The organism is Bacillus gaemokensis, assembly GCF_001590835.1.
In the GTDB taxonomy this organism is placed as follows: domain Bacteria; phylum Bacillota; class Bacilli; order Bacillales; family Bacillaceae_G; genus Bacillus_A; species Bacillus_A gaemokensis.
Genome location: NZ_LTAQ01000001.1, coordinates 699,792 through 720,607, shown reverse-complemented (window position 1 = coordinate 720,607; position 20,816 = coordinate 699,792). Strand labels below are relative to the sequence as shown.

22 protein-coding genes, 2 pseudogenes and 1 other annotated feature are annotated in these 20,816 nt (G+C 37.2%); of the genes and pseudogenes, 21 read left to right on the top strand and 3 right to left on the bottom strand.

Annotated features, from left to right (window positions below):
- Positions 1–7 precede the first annotated feature (7 nt).
- The 17 genes and pseudogenes from minC (at position 8) to AZF08_RS32090 (ending at position 12,945) form a co-directional block, all read left to right on the top strand.
- Complete coding sequence (gene minC, locus AZF08_RS03865; protein WP_033672739.1) at positions 8–694, top strand: septum site-determining protein MinC; 687 nt, start codon at positions 8–10, stop codon at positions 692–694.
- 2 nt (positions 695–696) lie between these two features.
- Complete coding sequence (gene minD, locus AZF08_RS03860; RefSeq protein WP_033672738.1) at positions 697–1,494, top strand: septum site-determining protein MinD; 798 nt, start codon at positions 697–699, stop codon at positions 1,492–1,494.
- Between the two features lie 327 nt (positions 1,495–1,821).
- On the top strand, positions 1,822–2,565 hold the full coding sequence (locus AZF08_RS03855; RefSeq protein ID WP_033672737.1) for a M23 family metallopeptidase: 744 nt from the start codon (positions 1,822–1,824) through the stop codon (positions 2,563–2,565).
- Complete coding sequence (locus tag AZF08_RS03850; protein ID WP_033672736.1) at positions 2,558–3,418, top strand: M50 family metallopeptidase; 861 nt, start codon at positions 2,558–2,560, stop codon at positions 3,416–3,418. The genes AZF08_RS03855 and AZF08_RS03850 overlap by 8 nt, the downstream gene beginning before the upstream one ends.
- Positions 3,419–3,487: 69 nt before the next feature.
- Entirely contained in the window at positions 3,488–4,876 is a 1,389-nt protein-coding gene (locus AZF08_RS03845; protein ID WP_033672735.1) for an Rne/Rng family ribonuclease, read from the top strand.
- A 77-nt stretch (positions 4,877–4,953) separates the two neighbouring features.
- Positions 4,954–5,031, top strand: a sequence feature (ribosomal protein L21 leader region).
- Positions 5,032–5,045: 14 nt separating this feature from the next.
- A complete protein-coding gene (gene rplU / locus AZF08_RS03840) occupies positions 5,046–5,354 on the top strand; it encodes a 50S ribosomal protein L21 (RefSeq protein ID WP_003200848.1) in 309 nt (102 codons plus the stop codon).
- Between the two features lie 11 nt (positions 5,355–5,365).
- The gene (locus AZF08_RS03835; RefSeq protein ID WP_006096063.1) at positions 5,366–5,710 is read left to right on the top strand and encodes a ribosomal-processing cysteine protease Prp; all 345 of its coding nucleotides are present in this window, start codon (positions 5,366–5,368) and stop codon (positions 5,708–5,710) included.
- Positions 5,711–5,713: 3 nt separating this feature from the next.
- Positions 5,714–6,004, top strand: coding sequence for a 50S ribosomal protein L27 (gene rpmA, locus AZF08_RS03830; RefSeq protein ID WP_000944957.1), 291 nt, complete (start codon positions 5,714–5,716; stop codon positions 6,002–6,004).
- A gap of 64 nt (positions 6,005–6,068) precedes the next feature.
- Positions 6,069–6,617: a sporulation initiation phosphotransferase B gene (locus tag AZF08_RS03825; RefSeq protein WP_033672734.1), complete on the top strand. Its 549-nt coding sequence runs from the start codon at positions 6,069–6,071 to the stop codon at positions 6,615–6,617.
- A complete protein-coding gene (gene obgE / locus AZF08_RS03820) occupies positions 6,617–7,903 on the top strand; it encodes a GTPase ObgE (RefSeq protein WP_033672733.1) in 1,287 nt (428 codons plus the stop codon). The genes AZF08_RS03825 and obgE overlap by 1 nt, the downstream gene beginning before the upstream one ends.
- Positions 7,904–8,135: 232 nt before the next feature.
- Positions 8,136–9,533, top strand: a pseudogene (locus tag AZF08_RS03815) (ABC transporter permease); the annotation flags it as partial.
- A 49-nt stretch (positions 9,534–9,582) separates the two neighbouring features.
- Entirely contained in the window at positions 9,583–10,083 is a 501-nt protein-coding gene (locus AZF08_RS31065) for an FtsX-like permease family protein (protein ID WP_235190016.1), read from the top strand.
- 124 nt (positions 10,084–10,207) lie between these two features.
- Entirely contained in the window at positions 10,208–10,639 is a 432-nt protein-coding gene (locus AZF08_RS31060) for a hypothetical protein (RefSeq protein ID WP_235190015.1), read from the top strand.
- Positions 10,640–10,753: 114 nt separating this feature from the next.
- Entirely contained in the window at positions 10,754–10,966 is a 213-nt protein-coding gene (locus AZF08_RS31055) for a hypothetical protein (RefSeq protein WP_235604048.1), read from the top strand.
- A gap of 142 nt (positions 10,967–11,108) precedes the next feature.
- A complete protein-coding gene (locus AZF08_RS31950) occupies positions 11,109–11,489 on the top strand; it encodes an FtsX-like permease family protein (protein WP_321141613.1) in 381 nt (126 codons plus the stop codon).
- Between the two features lie 100 nt (positions 11,490–11,589).
- Entirely contained in the window at positions 11,590–12,441 is an 852-nt protein-coding gene (gene pheA / locus AZF08_RS03805; RefSeq protein ID WP_033672732.1) for a prephenate dehydratase, read from the top strand.
- Positions 12,392–12,945 (top strand): annotated as a pseudogene (locus tag AZF08_RS32090) (GNAT family N-acetyltransferase). The gene pheA and the pseudogene AZF08_RS32090 overlap by 50 nt, the downstream one beginning before the upstream one ends.
- A 123-nt stretch (positions 12,946–13,068) precedes the next feature.
- Here the strand turns inward: AZF08_RS32090 and AZF08_RS03795 are convergent.
- The 3 genes from AZF08_RS03795 to AZF08_RS03785 all read right to left on the bottom strand — a co-directional run bounded on the left by AZF08_RS03795 (position 13,069) and on the right by AZF08_RS03785 (position 15,485).
- A complete protein-coding gene (locus AZF08_RS03795) occupies positions 13,069–13,716 on the bottom strand; it encodes an MOSC domain-containing protein (protein ID WP_033672731.1) in 648 nt (215 codons plus the stop codon).
- 87 nt (positions 13,717–13,803) lie between these two features.
- Positions 13,804–14,346, bottom strand: a complete 543-nt coding sequence (locus AZF08_RS03790; protein WP_033672730.1) for a transcription repressor NadR — start codon at positions 14,344–14,346, stop codon at positions 13,804–13,806.
- Positions 14,346–15,485 carry an IscS subfamily cysteine desulfurase gene (locus AZF08_RS03785; RefSeq protein WP_033672729.1) on the bottom strand — a complete coding sequence of 380 codons (1,140 nt, stop codon included), beginning with the start codon at positions 15,483–15,485 and terminating at the stop codon, positions 14,346–14,348. Before AZF08_RS03785 ends, AZF08_RS03790 begins: the two co-directional genes overlap by 1 nt.
- Before the next feature lie 178 nt (positions 15,486–15,663).
- Between AZF08_RS03785 and nadB the strand changes: the two genes are divergently transcribed.
- From nadB to safA, 4 genes are all read left to right on the top strand, one after another.
- Positions 15,664–17,190, top strand: a complete 1,527-nt coding sequence (nadB, locus tag AZF08_RS03780; protein WP_033672728.1) for an L-aspartate oxidase — start codon at positions 15,664–15,666, stop codon at positions 17,188–17,190.
- Between the two features lie 20 nt (positions 17,191–17,210).
- Positions 17,211–18,044 carry a carboxylating nicotinate-nucleotide diphosphorylase gene (nadC, locus tag AZF08_RS03775; RefSeq protein ID WP_033672727.1) on the top strand — a complete coding sequence of 278 codons (834 nt, stop codon included), beginning with the start codon at positions 17,211–17,213 and terminating at the stop codon, positions 18,042–18,044.
- A gap of 30 nt (positions 18,045–18,074) precedes the next feature.
- On the top strand, positions 18,075–19,181 hold the full coding sequence (gene nadA, locus AZF08_RS03770; protein ID WP_033672725.1) for a quinolinate synthase NadA: 1,107 nt from the start codon (positions 18,075–18,077) through the stop codon (positions 19,179–19,181).
- 429 nt (positions 19,182–19,610) lie between these two features.
- A partial coding sequence (safA, locus tag AZF08_RS03765; protein ID WP_153019482.1) for a SafA/ExsA family spore coat assembly protein occupies positions 19,611–20,816 on the top strand: 1,206 nt, incomplete at its 3' end.

Below are 20,816 nucleotides of genomic sequence, written 5' to 3'. Positions count from 1 at the left end.
AACTTTAGTGGAAGAAAAAAAGCAGCAAAATGTAACGATCAAAGGGACAAAAGATGGAATAACACTACATTTAGATGATTGTTGTTCATTTTCTTTATTACTGCAAGAACTGGACGAAAAGCTTTCTACACATTATTACGATGGTGATGAACGGTCACTAATTGAAGTACATGTTAGAGTAGGAAATCGCTATTTGACAGAGGTACAACAAGAAGAGATTCGTACTTTAATTCGCAATAAGAAAAATCTTGTTGTGGACTCCATTGAGAGTGATGTTATCACAAAAGAAGAAGCTATAGCTTGGAAAGAAGAAACAGAAATTGTCCCTATTTCCAAAATCGTTCGCTCAGGTCAAGTGTTGCATGTAAAAGGAAATTTATTATTAATTGGAGATGTTAATCCAGGCGGAACGGTTATCGCTGGGGGGAATATTTTTGTCATTGGAGCACTACGAGGTATTGCACATGCTGGATATTATGGGGATACAGATGCTGTAATTGCGGCATCTGCTATGAATCCAATGCAACTTCGGATTAGTGATGTGACAATGAGGGCTCCGGAAGAGAAAGAAGACGGAGCAGAGACGGCAGAATGTGCGTATATTGATGAGAATAATCACATTGTTGTCGATCGCCTGCAACTTCTCACTCATCTTAGACCTAATTTAACAAAGTTAGAAAGGGGAATTGTATAGCTGTGGGAGAGGCAATAGTAATTACATCTGGAAAAGGCGGTGTAGGCAAAACTACAACGTCTGCAAACATTGGTACAGCCCTGGCATTATCTGGCAAAAAAGTATGTTTAATTGACACGGATATTGGTCTAAGAAATTTAGACGTAGTAATGGGGCTAGAAAACCGTATTGTATTTGATCTTGTTGATGTTGTCGAAGGTCGTTGCCGTTTACCTCAAGCTCTTATTAAAGATAAACGTTTTGATGAGCTTTATTTATTACCTGCAGCACAAACGAGTGATAAATCAGCGGTAACACCTGAACAAATGGATGAATTAATACAGCTATTACGTCAAGATTATGATTACATATTAATTGATTGTCCGGCAGGTATCGAGCAGGGGTTCAAAAATGCGGTAGCAGGTGCGGATAAAGCAATTGTTGTAACGACACCTGAAGTATCCTCTATGCGTGATGCGGATCGTATTATCGGACTTTTAGAAAAAGAGGATATTGAACCGCCGAAGCTTGTCATCAATCGTGTGCGTAGCCATATGCTACATGAGCAAGATATGCTAGATGTAGATGAAATTGTACGTACACTTTCGATTGAACTACTTGGTGTTGTGGAAGATGACGATGAAGTTATTCGTGCTACAAATACAGGGGAACCTGTAGCGTTGCAGCCGAGTGGGAAAGCAGCATTAGCTTATCGAAACATTGCAAGACGTTTGTTAGGTGAATCTGTACCATTACAAGCGTTTGAACAAGAGAAAGTATCTGTATTTACAAAGGTGAAACATTTCTTTGGAATCCGTTAAAAGCACTTCGCATATATGCGAAGTGCTTTCTTTTTTCTTCTCATGAATATCTTTGCCGACCGCCTCATACATATGTACAAACTATATAAAGTGAAACTTTCGTCAGTGGGGATTCTTCATCACCACTGATGGTTAGCTTTCATCAACTGGGCTTTTATGGGAAGTCGATCCCTTGCCTACCTTATCCTCCTTGCTTTTCTCTGAATTTTGAGGTGGGTTCTTACTGTGCGTTAAAGTGGGGGAAGTGTGGCGAATGGATAACTATTACTATTTTGCAGTTTCACTGGATTTGCTAATAATGAGAATTAGCAAAAGAAAGGGGACAGGATGAAGAATAGACGTGTAGACGAAATTCGAAAACGGATTGCGAAGAGAAAAGAAGAACAAGAAAGATTAGAAAAAGGGCAATACTTTTCTGAAGAGGGCTTTGACGGAGAAACGTTGTTTATTGAAGATGGTGAAAAAGAGGTGCATCCCCTTTTTCGAAAAGAAGTATTCTTATTTAAGTTTTTACTAGCAGCGATTCTTGTGTTGTCGGTAGCTATTTTATTTAAAAATGCCCCAGCTTCTTTTGACGGGACAAGGACGGTTGTAAAAAAAGTTATGCAGGAGGAATTTCAGTTTGCTGCTGTATCAAAATGGTATGAAGATCAATTCGGAAAACCTCTTGCTTTTTTTCCTGGTAGTGAAAAAAAACAAGAGGCAAAATCAAAAGATTACGCAGTTCCAGCTTCTGGAAAAGTTATGCAAGACTTTCAAAAAAATGGGCAAGGTGTATTTGTACAAACAGCAGCAAATGCAACGGTGGAGTCAGTGAATGAAGGAGTCGTAATTTTCGCTGGAAAGAAAGAGGAATTTGGGAATATAGTAGAAATTCAACATGCAGATGGAACGGAATCATGGTATGGAAATTTAAGTGAAACATCGGTGAAATTATATGATTATGTTACGAAGAAACAAAAGATTGGAACTGTGAGTGTTAACACAGATAATAAGAATGGTAAGTTTTATTTTGCAATCAAAAAGAATGAAAAATTTATCGATCCGATTCAGGTGATTTCATTTGAATAAATATAGCGAAGTATTATCAAAAATTACGATACACCCTTTGTTTTGGGGAATTATAGCCATCGGGATTTTTACGGCACGCTTTAAAGAGTTACTTCTTTTATTTTGTATCGTGCTCATTCATGAGCTTGGGCATGCTTTTGCAGCTGCACATTATAAATGGCGGATCAAGCAAATACAGCTTTTACCATTTGGTGGTGTGGCTGAGCTTGAGGAGCATGGGAATAAACCGTTAAAAGAAGAATTAATTGTTGTGGTGGCAGGGCCTATTCAACATGTCTGGATGATTGGAATGGCGTATGTTTTATACAAGGCTGGATGGGTTCCAGATGATCTGTATCATTTTTTTGTATGGAACAACTTAATTGTTTTAGGATTTAATTTATTACCCATTTGGCCACTGGATGGTGGGAAAATTTTATTTAATATTTTATCTCACAAATTTCCTTATTTACAAGCGCATGAGAAAATGATGAAAATATCATGTGTTTTTTTTAGTATGATATTGGGGTGGCAACTATTTTGGAATAGTAATAATATTATGATGTGGGTGCTCCTTCTTTTCTTAACTATTTCTTTGTATCAAGAATGGAAGCAAAGGCGTTATGCATTTATGCGCTTTTTACTAGAACGTTATTATGGAAATAAGAGAGATATTGAAAAGATTGCTCCAATTGAAGTAAAAACAGAAGATCGATTATATGTGATTTTCACAAAGTTTCGCAGAGGGTATAAACATTCTATTATCGTGCATGGTAAATATAAAGAGCATTATACATTAGATGAAAATGAATTGCTTTATGCGTATTTTACCGAAAAAAGAACAACTTCATCTGTGGAAGAGTTAATCGGTTAGTGTTGACGAGGGCACTAACCTTTTATTATTGTAAGAGGAAAAGAAAAAAGAAAAAGCGAGGAAGGTATTTTGAAGACGTTATACATCAACTATACAGGTTCGGAAAAAAGAGTTGCTGTAGAAGAAGAACGAGAAATTGTTGAACTTTTATGGCAAAGAAATCAAGAGCAAGAAATTGTGGGGCATATTTATGTAGGTCGTGTCGTACGCACGATCGCTGGCATGAATGCGGCTTTTGTCAATATCGGTTTAGAAAAGCATGCGTACCTTTCTTACGATGATGTTCCTTCATCATATCGAGTGCATGAAGGACAGGCCTTGCTTGTACAAGTAGTGAAAGAAGCAATTGATACAAAAGGTCCCAAGCTAACGGCTAATATAGAATTTACCGGGAAATATGTCGTTTATATGCCGTATGACGAAATGCGCGCAGTTTCCCGGAAAATAAAAAATTATAAGAGAAAGCAACAATTACTTGAAATCCAAGTAGAAGGAACTGGTGGATATATTTTTCGTTCAGCATCTGAAAAAGGAACCATCGATGAAGTGCAAGTTGAAATGCAAGATTTTCAAGAGCTATTTGAAGAGTTAAAAAGAAAAGAGAGGCAAGGAAAAGCTCCGTTACTACTACATCGACCAGCAACTTTTTTAGATCGTGTATTCAAAGAAAATCCGATTGAATCAATTGAAAAAATCATTGTAGATACACGGAGCATTGTACCGGAATTGCAAGATAAAGTAGGAAAAGAAAAAGTTTTATTTTACAATGAAAAAACTTCTCTATTCAGTCACTATGGTGTGGAACGGGAAATCGAAAAAGCGTTGCAAAAAATAGTATGGCTTCCGAATGGTTCTTATTTAATTATCGAGCAAATGGAAACGATGACGGTAATTGATGTAAATACCGGCAAATTTACAGGGAAACAGAATTTACAAGATACAGTACTGCGTACAAATGAAGAGGCTGCCGCAGAAATTGCTCGCCAATTAAGACTGCGTGATATTGGCGGTATGATATTAATTGACTTCATTAATATGAAAAAACATGAGGATAAAGAAAAAATAAGAGAAATATTAATAACAGCCTTGCAAGGAGATCCTACCTACACGCGGGTACTTGGATTTACAGAACTAGGTATTTTAGAAATGACACGTAAACGAAAAAAGCATTCATTACGTGATGTACTATTAGAAGATTGTTCAACTTGCAGAGCTACAGGATACAAAGTGTCTCATGAATCCATCGCATATGAGCTAGAGAGAGAATTAATTACATATAGCAGCGTAGAGGATGAAGCGGTTTTAATTGCAACGCCTAAAGAAGTACAAAAAATATTTTTACAAAAAGAATTACAAAAAAATATATCGCTTCAGATTTATTTCACAGAGGAAGATGCGGAGAAATATAAGATTGTTCGGTTCGGAACGAAGCAAGAAATGATGCAACATAAAAAATAGTTAGCAGAACATTTATTGACAATAATCTATGTTTCGTGATAACATCTTTATGTTATAGTTTATAGCACCTAAACTGCTATATGCTACAACCGCGCAAGACAGGTTCTCAAAAGACATTCTATGTCTACCTCGTTTTGGCGAGTCTTAGTAATTATGAGGAGGTGCAAGTATGTACGCAATTATCGAAACAGGTGGAAAACAAATTAAAGTTGAAGCTGGTCAAGAAATCTACATTGAAAAATTAGATGCTGAAGCTGGTGAAACTGTTACTTTTGACAAAGTTCTTTTCGTTGGTGGCGAAAACGTGAAAGTTGGTAGCCCAGTTGTAGAAGGTGCAACAGTTACTGCGAAAGTTGAAAAACAAGGTCGCGCTAAGAAAATCATCGTTTTCAAATACAAAGCGAAAAAGAACAATCGTAAGAAACAAGGTCATCGTCAACCTTACACTAAGCTAGTGATTGAAGCAATCAACGCTTAATTCTGGTTAAGATGATTAAAATTACGATAAGTCGCACGAAATTAGGAAGTATCCAATCATTTAAAATGACTGGACATGCCGATTATGCGCCACATGGACAAGATCTTGTCTGTGCTGGAACAACTGCGGTTGTGTTTGGATCTATAAATGCAGTGGAAGTACTTTGTAATGTGCAAGCAACTATTGAACTCGGAAGTGATGGCGGATTCTTAACGTATGAATTGCCTAATGATTTAGACGCTCATACAGCAGAAAAAGCACAAACACTTTTAGAAGGATTGGTTGTTTCGCTAAAGACGATTGAACTTGATTACGGAAAGTATATCCGTTTAATAGAAAAAATGCAGGAGGTGTAACGTATGTTAAGATTAGATCTTCAGTTTTTCGCATCTAAGAAAGGTGTAGGTAGTACAAAGAACGGTCGTGACTCTCAGTCAAAACGTCTTGGTGCTAAACGCGCAGATGGTCAAACGGTTTCAGGTGGTTCAATTCTTTACCGTCAACGCGGTACAAAAATTTATCCAGGTGTTAACGTTGGTCGTGGTGGCGATGACACTTTATACGCGAAAGTTGACGGCGTAGTACGCTTCGAGCGTCTTGGCCGTGACCGCAAACAAGTGAGCGTATATCCTGTTGCTCAAGAAGCATAAGAAACTCACGGAAAACTCTAACCTGAGTGCAGGTTAGAGTTTTTCTATATTAAGGGGTATCTGGATGGACAAAAAATGGACAATTATGGATGCGATGCGTCATTCGAGGCATGACTGGCTCAATCGTATGCAAATGATTAAAGGAAATCTTTCGCTCGGAAGAGTGGAAGAGATTCATGGGCTCATCGATCGTTTTGTCCAAGAAGCGAGACAAGAATCCAATCTGATGGGGCTATCGATGCCTTTGTTTTCAGAATGGATTTTAACATATAATTGGAAACAGCAGCCGTGCTTATTGGAGTACGAAGTGTTAGGGAAAATACATAACTTTTCTCGTTTCGATGAGACAGTTTGTACATGGACGAATCAATTTTTCTCAATACTTCAGCATAGTTTAGACGTTTATGTTGAAAATTATGTTTGTATCACAATCGAATGTGACGCGGAGAATGCTCGTTTCTTTTTTGATTTTCGTGGCAAGCTAACGGATGTAGAAGAACTACAAACGTGGCTTACAAACCAAAGTAATAAATGGTATTCCATTTCTTATACAGTACGAGATGAAGAGGTCTCGGTTATATTACAACCAATCGAAAAAAGTGTGGTGAAATAATGTTTGTAGATCAGGTCAAGATATATGTAAAAGGCGGCGACGGTGGAAACGGAATGGTTGCGTACCGTCGTGAGAAGTATGTTCCAAAAGGTGGCCCAGCAGGTGGCGATGGAGGAAAAGGTGCAGATGTTGTTTTCGTTGTAGACGAAGGCTTACGTACATTAATGGATTTCCGCTATCAACGTCATTTCAAAGCTGATCGTGGTCAACACGGAATGAGCAAAGGTCAACATGGCCGTAAATCTGAGGATTTAATTGTAAAGGTTCCACCGGGAACAGTTGTAAAAGATGAAGCAACTGGCCAAATTCTTGCGGATTTAGTAACGCATGAGCAATCAGCAGTTATCGCAAGGGGTGGCCGTGGTGGTCGTGGTAACTCACGTTTTGCAACGCCAACGAACCCAGCGCCGGAAATCGCTGAGAACGGGGAGCCAGGTCAAGAACGTGATGTAATCTTAGAATTAAAAGTATTAGCTGATGTTGGACTTGTTGGATTCCCAAGCGTGGGTAAATCAACATTATTATCTGTTGTATCATCAGCACGTCCGAAAATTGCTGAATATCACTTTACAACAATCGTTCCAAACCTTGGTGTTGTTGAAACAGGTGATAACCGTAGTTTCGTTATGGCTGACCTTCCTGGACTAATTGAAGGAGCACATGCTGGTGTTGGACTTGGACACCAATTCTTACGTCATATTGAACGTACACGTGTTATCGTGCATGTAATTGATATGTCTAGTTTAGAAGGCCGTGATCCTTATGAGGATTATGTAACGATCAATTCTGAACTAAAAGAATATAATCTGCGTTTAACAGAGCGTCCACAAGTTGTTGTTGCGAACAAAATGGATATGCCAGATGCAGAAGAAAACTTACAAGCATTTAAAGAGAAAGTGGGCGACGAAGTACAAATCTTCCCAATTTCTGCAGTAACAAAACAAGGTGTTCGTGATTTACTATTTGAAGTAGCGAATTTAGTAGAAACAACACCAGAATTCCCAGTACATGATGTTATAGATGAATCTGAAGCAAGTGTAATGTACAAATTTGAGTCTGAAGGATCTAAATTTGAAATTACACGCGAAAGCGATGGCACGTTTGTTATCTCTGGTTATGATATTGAGAAAACATTCAAGATGACAGACTTCTCACGTGATGAATCTGTACGTCGTTTTGCTCGTCAAATGCGTGGAATGGGTATTGATGAAGCCCTTCGTGCACGTGGTGCAGAAGATGGTGACATTGTAAAAATTCTTGAATATCAATTCGAATTTATCGATTAAGACTGCCAAAATACGGCAGTCTTTTTTATAATGGAGGAAGGAGTGGAAATAGAACTACAGAAATACAGATTGAAAAACCGACATAAAACCTAATCTTTAGGTGAGAGAGAGCATCCGACCGAGCATAGAAGCGGTCAGTTCCTTTTTTAGCCCCATGCCACGTGAAAACAAAAGGAGAAAATGAGTGGAGATTCCTTTTTATTTTCATAGCCGTGACCTATATGTTGGAAAATCAAAATGGATATGTATTCGTTTACAAATTATTGATTTATTAAGAGAGGCGAGAAAGCAAAAAGTAGAGCCTTTTGCATTTACATGGTTATGTGTCGCAGGAGTATTATGCATCATTGTGGCGTATGTTCTTTGTTTTCAGGTTACACTTATGAATTTTGTTATGTATTTCTTACCGATCGTGGGATTAACAATTGGGGGGACATACTTACTATTTACACAAGGTAGCACTGTCGTATTAAAAGCATTGCAAAAAAGAAAAACATCATTTTATACATATCCAAATATGTTCGTTCTTAGTAATCTTATTTATAAAATGAAAGATAATGCTCGTTTTCTCTTTGTTATATCGATTATTACAGCGATTGTTTCTTCAGCTATTGGTACGCTATATGTATTCTTTGAAAATATGAGCTATAAAACGGTAACTCTTACTCCACACGCTATTTCATATGTGGAAAAAGGCCTTAATACACATGAAGTAATTAGCGAAGATAAAATACAAATAGCATTGAAAAATCATGGATTTGAAGATGCACGAAAGGTAACATATGTAACACTTCCAGCCACACAAAAACAAGAGTGGTTGAATGGTGAGCATGAGGTACCTTTAGGTATTGTTTCAGAAAAAGAATACAATGCAGAAGTACGCAAGCAGAAAAAATCTGAGGTGCACAATGAACCAGGAAGCGCAACGATGGTTTTAATTAACATGATGAATGATTTTATGAAGTTAGATCGTACGAAGCCATATGAGTTTACGTTGAATGGGCAAAAACAGTCTATTAAGTTAAACGAACCGACTTCATATTCTGTTTTTAATGATGAAGGATATCTTATCGTAAATGATCAAGATTTTGCGAAATATGCAGAGACTGTATCAGACAATGAAAAGACGAAATATTACGGATATTATATTGAAGACTGGAAAGGAACAGAGAATCTTGTAGTAGACTTGAAAAAAGAAATTCCTCAAGACAAACAAGGGGAATTTAAAAATTCTGTCCTTACTTATAAAGCGATAAGGGAACAAGGTGCAATTACAGTGTTCATCGGTTTCTTTGTAGCGGTACTGTTTTTCTTCTTTGCTTGCAATATGACATACTTTAAATGGTTTAACGATAAAGAACAGGATCGTATTCAATTTAAATCATTAAAACGTATTGGTATGACAGATAAAGAAATTCGTAAAATTGCGATTTGTCAGATGGGAGTGATCTTCTTTATCCCAATCTTAGTTGGTACTGTGCATAGTGAATTTGCTCTTCATACATTAGGGAAAATGCTTTATTTAGATTTATGGAAATCAGGCACGATTGTCATGGGGGCATATATTTTAGCTTCGGCAATTTACTTTATGGTTGCGCAAAGAGGATATTTAAAACACGTAAAAAGCTAGGGAAACCTCTAGCTTTTTACGTGTGTAACAGGTTACAGGGGGTGGAGTTTTGAATTTGTATCAGCTAGCTATTCAAAATGTAAGAGGAAACTGGCGGAGCTATAAAGCATTTTTATTAAGTAGCTCATTTTCTGTAGCCGTTTTTTATATGTATACATCTTTTGTTTATCATCCAGAAGTTGTATATAGCAATGTACATACTGGAATTCGATTAGGCTTACGAGGTTGTAGTTATCTTATTGTTATGTTTTCCGCACTCTTTATGCTAAGTTCTAATTCTATTTTTCGCGACGCGAGAAAGAAAGAATTAGGACTACTTAAATTAATGGGGGCTACAAATACTAGAATTTCAATGTTGTTATTACTTGAACAGACTATAGTTGATTTTTTATCAACGTGTATTAAGATTGGAATTGGAATGTTATTTTCACACTTATTTCTAATGGTATTGAGTGTATTATTAAATTTAGAGAATGCGATTGGTTTTATCTTTCAAACAAAACCAATTTTGATTACAGCTGTTGTCTATTCATGTGTTTTTTCTCGTTAGCACTATTTAGTTTATGAAATATCTGGAAATTAAACATTATTGATTTATTATTGGACAAGCGAAAAGGGCATACTGTCTTTAAAATAGGGAAATGGCGATTTGGTTTAGGGATTCTTTTTCTTCTATGTGGATACACATTGGCGATAAAAGTAACCCTTGGGAATTTATTTCTATATTTTTATCCACTTATGATCACTGTAATTGTGGGAACTTATTTTTTATTTACACAAGGAAGTGTTGTGTTTTTAAAAGGGATACAAAAACGAAAAAATGTAATTATAAATATCCAAATCTATTTGTACTTCGTAGCCTTGAACATAAATTGAAAGATCATGCCAAGTTTTTATTTTCTAGTTCTATTTTGATAGCAACAGTTATTACAGCAACTGGAACGGTATATGCATACTCTTCCGATCTTCCAAAAAGCACGATGTTTGCGTTTCCTCATGAATTTTCCTATACAGAAAAAGGGATAGGGTCTCATGAAGTAATTTCTTCTGAGGAGCTCTCAGCGTTGTTTAAAAAATATGGTTATGAAACGGTAGAAAAAGTATAGTTTATTGGATTGCCAGGGGAATTTTTTACAACAAATGATGGACGCTTATTTCCAGTCACGGTTATGTCACAGGAAGATTATAACAAGGAAGCAAAGAAGCAAGGAAAAAGTATTTTGAGTAATAAAGAAGGCTATGGAACATTTATAAATCCAAGGCTTTTTGATGACTTAAATGTGTATGACAAGGAAATATTTGAATTTCAAGTTCAAGGAGTGCCATATCAGATTAAATTACGTGAATCGAAAGTGAAAAATGTGTTTAATAGTGATGCAGATGGGCATCATGACTATTTATTAGTCGTACGTGATGAACAGTTTAAACAATGAAAGTCTGCTATTCCTGATCATGAAAAGTATGTATATTACGGTTATAAGATTCCGGATTGGCAGGAGCAGAAAAAATGGGACTAGAAGTGATAAAAAAGGTGTCACCAAATTATTATTCTTCGACGAGAAATAAGATTGTTGTATATACGCAATTCAGAGAAGGGGAGCATTAGTATTATTTATCGGGTCATTTATTAGTGTTCTCTTTTTCCTAGCAACTTGTGGTATAACATATTTTAAATGGTTTTTAGATATTGAACAGGATCGTAAAGAATATCGCTCTTTAATGAAAATAGGAATAGAAAAAAGAGAAATAACCCGAATTGTCCGTTGGCAAATGGGGAGTTTATTTTTAATTCCTTTTGTTGTTGGTATCATACATAGTATATTTGCCTTCTATGTATTAAGTAATTTAATGGATATGAATGTGTGGGTTACATGTATAAAAATCATAGGTATTTATTGCGTTGCAACAGCCATTTATTTCTTCTTCGCCCAAAAAGAATATATGAAACATATATAGACTAGCAAATGCTAGTCTTTTTAAAATATTCGAAATTCACATAGAAAAATATAAATATTCATGATATAACAGTAAGAAAACGAAAAAGAGGGGAAAGACGATGATTCGAGTTGGATATTTAGGACCAGAAGCAACATTTACAAATATGGCGGTGAGTCGTTTTTTTCCGGAAGCAGAACATGTACCATATCGTACGATTCCTGACTGTATGGATGCGGCAGCAAATGAAAGTGTGGATTTTGCTGTTGTACCACTTGAAAATGCGATTGAAGGTTCAGTGAATATTACAGTTGATTATCTTGTACATGAACAGCCGCTTTTCATTGTAGGTGAAATTACAGTGCCTATTCAGCAACACTTGCTTGTTCATCAGGATTACAAAGAAGTTTGGAAAGAAGTATATGCAGTGCATTCTCATCCACATGCGATTGCGCAGTGCCATAAGTTTTTAAATGAGGAATTAAAAGGTGTAACGGTCCGTGATATGACATCGACAAGTGCCGCGGCGCAGTACATCAAGGAACACCCAGAAGAAAAGATTGCAGCAATTGCTAATGAAGCAGCAGCAGAGAAATATGATTTAGCAATTGTGCAGCGCAATATTCATACGCATAAAAACAATCATACACGTTTCCTCGTGTTACATAAAAAGCAGCGAGCATTGCTGCCGAAAAACGGAGAGAATCGCGGAGAGAAAACGACGCTTATGATAACGTTACCTGCTGATTATGCAGGGGCACTCTATCAAGTATTATCGGCTTTTGCATGGAGAAAATTAAATTTATCCAAAATCGAATCCCGTCCAATGAAAACAGGTCTTGGCAATTACTTCTTCTTAATTGATGTTGATAAGGCGTATGATGACGTATTATTGCCAGGAGTGACGATGGAGCTAGAGGCACTTGGGTTTTCTGTTACGGTGCTGGGGAGCTATTCGTTTTATTGGTTGTAAGGTAAAATGGAGTGATAATTTGATTGAAACGAAACGTTGTTTGCTGGATAAGATTCATGAGTCAGATTACAAAAATATAAAAGAACTATACGTAAATAAAGAAGTAAGAAAATATCTTGGAGGCCCTCGTAAAGAAGAAACAATTAGAGAGGTTTTAAATGGTATGTTGAATCCAAATGAAAACTGCTGGTACTGGATCGTTAGAGAAAGGCAAACAAAAGCGTTTATGGGTGTAGTATCCCTTGATCCTCATCATATTGGGAAAGATATTGAAGTGTCTTATCAGTTTCTTCCTGAGTGGTGGGAGCGGGATATGCAACTGAGGCAGTACAAGAAATGATAAATTATGCTTTTAATGAATTAAAACTACCAAAGGTAATTGCGGTAACTCAAATGGCTAATATTCCGTCCCTTAACTTGTTGAAAAGGTTACATATGGAACTAGTGCAAACATATCAAAGATTTGGTGCAGAGCAAGGAATTTATTCTATTGAAGCAAAGTAAGTTGATTAGATTTATTGCATGTTATTCGCAGAATTTATGTCAAAAAAGGTGTTTTCATATCTAGAAAACACCTTTTTATCTGAAATGTATTTTAACCTAATAACTAGTTATAAGCATGGAGTTTTATTTTAATTTCGCTAAACGGTCTGTTAATTGTTCACGCCAAACTTCTGCTAGTTCTGGAACAGCAAGAACCTTTTCGATACCTTCTTTATCTTTCCGTCTATGAAAATATATTTCGTTAGAAAATAGAACAGAAACTTCATTTGGATGACGCTCTAGTAGTTTCATTGGTGAATCTTTACGCACAATTCCTTCTTGAAGAACGCGGCATAAATAGCCAGTATATCCAGTTGCCACAATGCGTGGTAAAATGCCAGGAATACCAAGGCGTTTTGAAATGGTGCTACATGGTACCCTAGCTTGTGTAACCTGAATGATCGCTTCGCCTAATTGATATGTATCACCGATAAAAACATCACGCTCTAACATATTGGTAACGGTAATATTTTCGCCGAATGTAGAAGAAGGGAGCGTTGTTTGAAATTCTTGTTCCCATAGTGCGTAATGTTCATGTGGATAGACACAGACGGCACGGTCAGGTCCACCGTGATATCTTAAGTCAGCTACATCATCACCACGAAAGCCATCTTTGGATAGAAAGGCTTCTTCCGTAAGTTCTTTACAGATTCCTGTTGTCATTTCTTTGTCTTCGCCGTATTGCATTTGTTTCGGTTTGCCGGTGCTGAAGTGAACGAGCTCAATTCCCATATCATTTCTCCTTTACCAATTGATTTCAATATTATATCATTTTACAAATAAAAGCACAGAGAGGAATCGAACTCTCTGTGCTTTATATTAATAAACAAGAAATCCAGCTCGATCTAGTGCATCACAAGCGGCATTTAATTTCTCTTTGGAATCTGCTTCGATTGTATGTAGGTGAATCCCATCGGTTAATTGAGATAGATAGGAAGCATTTGTATCTTCAATTTTTTGTAAATATTGTTCGACATCAAAACGGTTACTTACCATAATGGAAGCTGTTAAATCGCCATATACAGGATGTTCTACTTTCACATCTTTAATCGTAACGCCGTGATCGACAAGCATTGTTAGCTCTTGGCGAACTTCTTTGGGCTTATGCTGACAGACGATGACACGTTCAAAAGCCTGTTGCTTTGTCTGTGGTTTTAAATATAAGTATCCTTGTGCAGTTGCAATGATTGGTTCATTACGTGCTTTCAGTAAGGAGATATCTTGCACAATGACCTGTCTACTGACATTTGTTTTCTTAGATAGTTCACTCCCGGATAACGGTTCATTAGCGGCAAGGAGCCATTGCAGGATGAGCTGTCTTCTTTCTTCACCTAAAATCTTTTTTTGATCATTTTGTTTCATTATAATTTAACACCTCTATAAAATTGATTTCCAATTGTGTGTAGTGCATGAATGGTTGTATCAATCTGTTCCTTCGTTGTATGACGTCCAAATGAAAAGCGGACGTATTGTTTTGCCTCTTCATACGTTTTTCCAATTGCAAGCATTGTTTTTGAAGGTTCTTGTTTGCCAACTTGACAAGCGCTTCCTGTTGAAATCGCGATGCCATGACGGTTGCATTCTAACATCGTGTACTGACCTTCTATTCTTTTTATTGTAACCCCAATAATGTGCGGTAAACAAGCAGTAGAATGTCCTTCCACTTGAATTTCAAACGGAAGCGCCTGTAATTGTTCTAAAAAATAGGATCTTAATTGCTCAAAACGAGCTGTTTCTTCTTCACAATCATCTAATATATGCTCCGCTGCTGTCAGAAAAGAAGCGATGCCAGGAACGTTAACTGTACCAGGGCGAAATCCTTTTTCATGAGATGTTCCTGGGAATACTTGCCCCCAGCGAATTTGTGGGTTTATATAGCAAGCCCCTACACCTTTTGGACCATAGATTTTATGTGCGGAAATAGAAAGGCTATCAATTTGCATCGCTATAACATCAATTGGAAGCTTGCCAAATGTTTGTACACAATCGGTATGAAATAAAATATGGTGTTTTTTTAGGAGTGACCCAATTTTTGAGATTGGTTGGACAGTTCCAATTTCAGAATTTCCATGCTGAATGCTTGCTAAAACGGTATCGTCTGTAATAGCGGTCTCTAAAGCCTCTAAATTAATGAGTCCATAAGCATCAACGGGAATTTCAGTAATTGTATATCCTTGTTTTTGTAAGGATTGAAAATAACTACGAATGGATGCATGTTCCATCGGTGTAGTAAGGATGTGCTTACCACTCTTCGTGTTTAAGAGCGACTGGATTGCAAGATAATTAGATTCTGAGCCACCGCTTGTAAAAAATACGCCTTGTTCTTTTCCGCCAATCATTTGTGCGAATGATTCCCTGCAAACTTGTAATAAAGATGAAGCTGTTCCTCCGATATCATGTAGGCTTTGTTCGTTACCGAAGTAATTTTCTGCTGCCTTTGTATATGTTTCAATTGCTTCTTTGCTCATTGGTGTTGTTGCTGCATAGTCAAGATATATCATAACGCATAGTCCTCTCTGTAGTAGAGTTACAGTCGTTTTTTATTTTAAAGTAGTATGAGAATTTCTCTAAAATTCATAATGAGAATATGACTTTTAAAAAAACTCTTGTCATTATTTTAAATCTATGTAAATATAGGTGTCAAGACAGTTGAAAAGTGTAAACTAGGAGGCAATGATCATGCCAAGTGCAGATGTCTTAATTATCGGAAGTGGTGTTGCAGCACTTAGTGTTGCGAAAGAGATTTGTCACGAAAAGAATGTGATGATTATCACAAAGAAAACACGACGGAATAACAATACGCATTTAGCGCAGGGTGGAATTGCGGCAGCTGTTTCTACATATGACAATGCGAATGATCATTATGAGGATACGTTAGTGGCAGGTTGTAATTATAACAACAAAGAAGCGGTTCGCTATTTAGTTGAAGAAGGACCGAGAGAGATTCGTAAGCTCATTGCAAATGGTATGAATTTTGATGGGGATGAAAAAGGACCTCATCTTGGTAAAGAAGGTGCGCATCGAAAACGACGCATTTTACATGCAGGAGGAGATGCAACAGGGAGAAAATTATTAGAGCATCTTATGAAAGAAGTTATTCCATACGTTACAGTAGTGGAGCAAGAAATGGTGCTCGATTTAATGATAGAAAATAACAAATGTAGTGGTGTTTTGACTCGTGATAGTGAAGGGAACTTGCAGCGTTATTATGCTGAACATACTGTGTTAGCTACAGGCGGAACCGGTGGTGTATACACTTTCACCTCTAACGATGAAACGATTACAGGTGATGGGCTAGCGATTGTATACCGAGCTGGGGGAGAGCTTGTTGATTTAGAATTCATGCAATTTCATCCAACAATGCTATATGTGAAGGGCCGTTGTTGTGGTCTTGTTTCCGAAGCGGTACGCGGCGAAGGAGCTATTCTTGTAAATGAAAAAGGAGAGCGTTTTATGATGGATGTACATCCGCAGCGCGACCTTGCACCGCGTGATGTTGTAGCGCGTGCCATTCATGAACAGTTTCTTCTTGGAGGAAAGGTATATTTAGATATTTCTTCTATTCAAAACTTTGAAGAGCGTTTTCCTACTGTATCAGCTTTATGTAGAAAAAATGGTGTAGATGTAAAACGAAATAGAATTCCGGTTGTACCCGGTGCTCATTTTCATATGGGCGGTATTCAAACAAATTGTGATGGGGAAACGTCAATTTCCCATTTATATGCGGTGGGTGAAGTAGCTTGCAACGGTGTTCATGGTGCGAACCGATTAGCGAGTAATTCATTGCTAGAAGGGCTTGTGTTCGGGAGAAGAATTGGGGCACATATTTTAACTCATCCGGTGGAAAAAAAGATAAATAGTAGCGAAGGACTTCATGAGAGCTTCGCAATTCCTCAGTTACCAACAAAACAGGAAATACAAGAATATATGATGAAGTACGTTGGAATTGTGCGGACAGAAAAGAGTTTATTGTATGCAAAGAAATGGTTTCAGCAGTATGGTGTTCAAAATAGGCAATTACAATACGATGCTCTGACAAATGAAGAGGTAACCATTATAAATATGCTAACAGTTTGTGACCTCATTACAGAGGCTGCTTTACAAAGAAAAGAGAGCATAGGTGGTCATTATCGTAGTGATTATCCAGAGGGAAATAATGTAACGAAAGAAATGATTCTTACAAAAAGAAAACCACAACTTGTGTAACGAGGGGAAAGAGAGGTTTTATGAATACGCTAAAGGTAAGAGAAGCATTAAATCGATTTTTTTTAGAAGATATTGGGGAAAGAGATGTAACGTCTCAGTTTATTTTTCCTGATAATTTACAGGCAAAAGGAACATTTCTTGTGAAGGATACAGGTGTATTCGCAGGTACCGCAGTAATTGAACAAGGATTTCGATTGATAGATGACAGAATTCAAGTGACATTTCATAAAAAAGATAGAGATTTCGTAGAAAAGGGTGAAATTTTAGCGACTGCACAAGGGCCGATTGCCTCTTTATTAACAGCAGAGCGCGTTATATTAAATGTGATTCAACGCATGAGTGGTGTGGCGACAATGACACAAAGAGCGGTTCGTGCACTAGAAAGTGATCACACGCGCATTTGTGATACAAGAAAAACAATGCCAGGGCTACGTATATTTGATAAATATGCGGTTGTATGCGGAGGAGGATATAATCATCGATTTGGATTATACGACGGTGTAATGATTAAAGATAATCATATTGCTTTTGCAGGGTCTATTACAAAAGCAGTTACATCAGTGAAAGCAAAGCTTGGACATATGGTGAAAGTGGAAGTAGAAACAGAGACGGAAGAGCAAGTGCGGGAAGCTGTATCAGCAGGTGCAGACATTATTATGTTTGATAACCGTACACCGGAAGAAATTCGTGAGTTTTCTAAAATCGTTCCAAGTGCGATTGTTACAGAAGCATCAGGCGGTATCATAATTGAAGATTTATCAAAGTATGGCGGAACAGGGGTAGATTACATTTCACTTGGATTATTAACACATTCAGTGAAAGCATTAGATATAAGTTTTAATATTGAGGCTTAAGAAGAGAGACGGTTAGAGGGGAGATTACTGATGGGTATTTTAGAGAAAGTTCAGCCAATCGAAACGATGTTACCAGAGCGGTATCAAACGATGTCTGTACAAGAAATGGAAGAGCGTGTTCGAGAAATTAAAGAGAAATTAGGGGAAGCGTTATTTATACCTGGGCATCATTATCAAAAAGATGAAGTTGTTCAATTTTCAGATGCAGCGGGAGATTCCTTACAACTCGCGCAAGTTGCAGCGAGTAATAAGGATGCGAAATATATTGTATTTTGCGGTGTACATTTTATGGCAGAAACGGCGGATATGTTAACGACAGATGAACAAGTTGTTATTTTACCAGATATGCGCGCTGGATGTTCTATGGCTGATATGGCAGATATCGAACAAACAGAACGAGCTTGGAAGGAACTGACTAAGTTGTTTGGTGATACGATGATTCCATTGACATATGTGAATTCTACTGCGGCGATTAAAGCGTTTTGTGGCCGGAATGGCGGTGCTACAGTAACGTCTTCAAATGCGAAAAAAATGGTGTCATGGGCATTTACGCAGAAAGAGCGTTTAGTCTTTTTACCAGATCAACATTTAGGAAGAAATATAGCCTATGACTTAGGTATTCCATTAGATAAAATGGCGGTTTGGGATCCACATACAGATTCATTAGAATATGATGGAGATATGGAAGAGATACAAGTGATTTTATGGAAAGGGCATTGTTCGGTTCATCAAAATTTCACTGTGAAAAATATTGAGAGTGTACGAAAAAATTATCCTGATATGAATATTATTGTTCATCCAGAATGTTGTTATGAAGTTGTAGAAGCTTCAGATTATGCAGGTTCTACAAAGTATATTATCGATATGATTGAAAAGGCACCATCTGGAAGTAAATGGGCAATTGGTACGGAAATGAACTTAGTAAATCGAATTATTCATCAACATCCTGATAAAGAAATTATTTCACTTAATCCTTTTATGTGTCCTTGTTTAACGATGAACCGTATTGATTTACCACACTTGCTTTGGGCATTAGAAACCATAGAGCGCGGAGAACAAATCAATGTCATCCAAGTGGATAAACAAGTAACAAAAGAAGCGGTTCTCGCGTTAAACCGTATGTTAGAGCGGGTATAAAGTGAAACTTTAATCTCCTACTGATTGTTATGCCTCACCAACGGGGATTTTGCAGGAAGTTTACCCCTTATCTAACTTTCACACCTTGAATGAATTTCGAGGTGAGGGTAGTATTTTCCGCAAGTAGCGAAAAAAAAGCGACAGATTCTCGTCGCTTTTTTTCGTGTACATAATTAGGGAGGAATAAGCATACATTGTGTTGAGGAAATCAGTGCACTTTTTCGTATGTTTATTTTCGAACAGTCAGAGTTTACATGATTAATTATAGAAGAATGGGTTTGCCTTACCTTGCTTAAAGAAGCAGAGGGGATTCAAGGAATATTAGGGGAAATGGTTGGGAAAGAGTGGTTGATCAAGTTTAATCGTTACAGAAAGCTTTATTTCAAAGTGTTTTTTATTTATAGATAAGTTATACAGGAGGGGGAAAATTTGAAAATTCATATCGTGCAAAAAGGGGATACCCTTTGGAAAATTGCGAAAAAGTACGGAGTGGATTTTGAGACGTTGAAAAAGTCGAATACGCAACTTAGTAACCCAGATCTCATTATGCCAGGCATGAAAATTAAAGTACCATCAAGCAGTGTTAATGTGAAAAAAAATATGGGTGCTGGCTCAGCCCCTCCGAAAGAATATGTAAAAGAAGTACAACAAAAAGAATTTGCAGCGACACCTACGCCGCTTGCAATAGAAGATGAAGAAGAAGCTACGTATCAATCTGCACCAATTACACAGCAACCAGCAATGCAACAAACACAAAAAGAAGTGCAGGTAAAGCCGCAAAAAGAAAAACCGATTCAGAAAGAAGYACCTGTGCAAAAAGAAAAACCGATTCAGAAAGAAGCACCTGTGCAAAAAGAAAAACCGATTCAGAAAGAAGCACCTGTGCAAAAAGAAAAACCGATTCAAAAGGAAAAACCTGTACAAAAGCCACCTGTTGTTGAAAAACCAGCTGTTGTTGAAAAACCTGTACAAAAGCCATCAGTTGTTGAGAAGGTAGAAAAACCTGCAACAAAAGAAAATACGAAGTTTTCGGTAAATATATTACCACAGCCACCGCAGCCGCCAATTAAACCTGCAAAAGATTATAAAATTTCGGATGTACTGAAAAAAGGGAGCGAGTTAATTGCACCGCAAATTAATAAAATGAAACCCAATAATATAATTGCACCACAAACGAAAAAAGAAAATGCAAATAATATAGTGTCACCTCAGGTGCAAAAAGAAAATGTAGGAAATATAGTATCACCGCAAGTACAAAAAGAAAATGTAGGAAATATAGTATCACCGCAAGTACAAAAAGAAAATGTGGGAAATATAGTATCACCGCAAGTACAAAAAGAAAATGTAGGAAATATAGTATCACCGCAAGTACAGAAAGAAAATGTAGGAAATATAGTATCGCCGCAAGTACAGAAAGAAAATGTAGGAAATATAGTATCGCCGCAAGTACAGAAAGAAAATTTTGTCATACCGCAAGTGCTACCACCAGACATTAAGATGCCGAATATAATGCCAATGATGGATAACAACCAACCACCRAATATAATGCCGGTGATGGATAACAACCAACCACCAAATATAATGCCGGTGATGGATAACAACCAACYACCAAATATAATGCCRRTGATGGATAAT